The organism is Sutterella massiliensis, from assembly GCF_016899755.1.
Lineage (GTDB): Bacteria > Pseudomonadota > Gammaproteobacteria > Burkholderiales > Burkholderiaceae_F > Sutterella > Sutterella massiliensis.
In genome coordinates this window covers 1-1,716 of sequence record NZ_JACJJC010000058.1, presented here as the reverse complement: position 1 = coordinate 1,716, position 1,716 = coordinate 1, and the positions used below count along the sequence as shown (strand labels likewise).

The window sequence follows — 1,716 nt, the reverse complement described above, 5'->3', positions numbered from 1 at the left end:
TCATTGCGGAGGTGGCGTTCATGCTTTGGTTTGCGGCGGCCGTTCATGCTTGCGGTCTTGTCGATGCGGCGGCTCAATTCCTTTCAATGCTCGGCATGCCGCCTTTTGTTTCCGTTCTTGTTACCGCCTTTGCCGTCAGCTTCATCACCGGCGTCAGTCTTGCGTCGGTTGCGATTTCGATGCCGCTTGCCGTCGCCATCGCACCGGGATCGTCTTTGGCCGCTTTCGGTGTCATTGCAGCAGGTTTTCTTGCGCAATTCGTCACGCCCGCACATCTGTGTCTTGTCGTGTCTGCGCAAGGGTTGGGTGCGAGCGTGTCATCGCTGCTCAAAGAGCTGGCATTGCCGCTCGTGCTTTCAATCGCAGTGCTCGCACTTCTCGGAGCCGCTGTGTTCTTTGCAGCCCAGGATCCGGGCCTTGGCGCAAGGCTTTGAGTGCAATTTCGCGAAAAAACGCGACGCCCCCGTCAACGGCAGACGAGAAGAGAAGATAGGAGAGGAGGCGGGACGAGGTGAGATAGGCAGGAAAAGGAAGCAAGGGGTGACCGTTCGCGCAACCGTTTCCCATGTCGATTGCCGATTCGCGTCGCAGAGGAAAACGCCGAATCAGCAGCCGACCTCGAAAAGCCGCTCCATCTGGGTCGGGCGTCTGCAGAGAAAAGGCATCGACCGGCAGATAAAGCTGCGTAAGTGCGCGAAGGCACCGCTTGCTTCGGATGCGCATGATAGCAGAGCGGGCGCAGGCGCCGCGCTGCGCCCCGGCGAATGTTTCTCGTCGCTGCCGTCGGACGTCTGCTGCAAGCTGATGCTTGTCGGCCAACTTGACTAATCGGAAAGCCAGCGGCACAAAGCCGATTCGTTGTAGAACATACTTGAGTAGAACGCACTTGAGTAGAACGCACATGAGATCGATCGGCCGGTGTGTGATTTCAATTTCCAGAAGACAGAGGAACGAATCTGTTTGTCTGGCGCAAAAGGACAGGTCCTTCTGCCGTAAAAGCCGCTCGGAAGCGGATCAGCGGGGACGAAGCCGGTCGAATTCGTCCCCTGATGCCATCGAAGTGCTCGCCCGGACGAAAATTCAGTCGTCAAGGCGCATGGAACCCTTGTTTGTGAAGTCACCGTTTCCGGCGAGTTTTTCGAGCAGGGGGCCGATTGCCTTCAGAAGCTTCACTGCACAGGCATTGGGCGAATTTTCCCTCGCAGCCTGTGCGCAGCGGCTCTGCCAATAGGACGAGTCGCGCTCGTCGTAGAGTCGATATAGGGCGTCCGCCCACGGACGGCAGCTTTCTTCGCTCGGGAGCGTGAGCCACTTCTTGCGCTCTTCAGTCGTCCCGCATTCGGCCGGGGCATCGAGAACAATGCCGCCGCCGTTCACCGCTTCGGGGAGACCGCCACTCTTCGACGCGAGCACCGGGATGCCGTTCATGACGGCCTCCGTGGCGACGCGCCCCCAGCTTTCGTACCAAAGAGAGGGCGCGAGGAGCACCGACGTGTTGCGGTAGATTTCTTTGACTTCAAACGACGCGGGTCGAATACGGATGTTGCGGAAGGACTGCTCGCCTTTGAAAGCCGAACCCGGCTTCTCGCCGGGGAGCGCTAGTGCGCGCAGCGCAGACGCAAAGGTCTGACGCGTTTCGACAATCTGGAAGGGAATGTCGGGCCGCTCTTTGTTCGCCATGAGAACCAGGCGGGCGACAACGGCTGCGCCTTTGGC

General features: G+C 59.3%; 3 protein-coding genes. 2 read left to right on the top strand and 1 reads right to left on the bottom strand.

The features are described from left to right. Together H6A60_RS11155 and H6A60_RS11150 are read left to right on the top strand one after the other, a co-directional pair. The coding region (locus H6A60_RS11155; protein ID WP_205104620.1) for a DUF401 family protein at window positions 1-434 on the top strand (434 nt) is incomplete at its 5' end. Continuing rightward, window positions 418-828, top strand: coding sequence for a hypothetical protein (locus tag H6A60_RS11150; protein WP_205104621.1), 411 nt, complete (start codon window positions 418-420; stop codon window positions 826-828). The genes H6A60_RS11155 and H6A60_RS11150, both read left to right, overlap by 17 nt. A 252-nt stretch (window positions 829-1,080) precedes the next feature. On the opposite strand, the gene H6A60_RS11145 is transcribed toward H6A60_RS11150, so the two are convergent. Beyond that, the coding region (locus H6A60_RS11145) for a glycosyltransferase (RefSeq protein ID WP_205104617.1) at window positions 1,081-1,716 on the bottom strand (636 nt) is incomplete at its 5' end.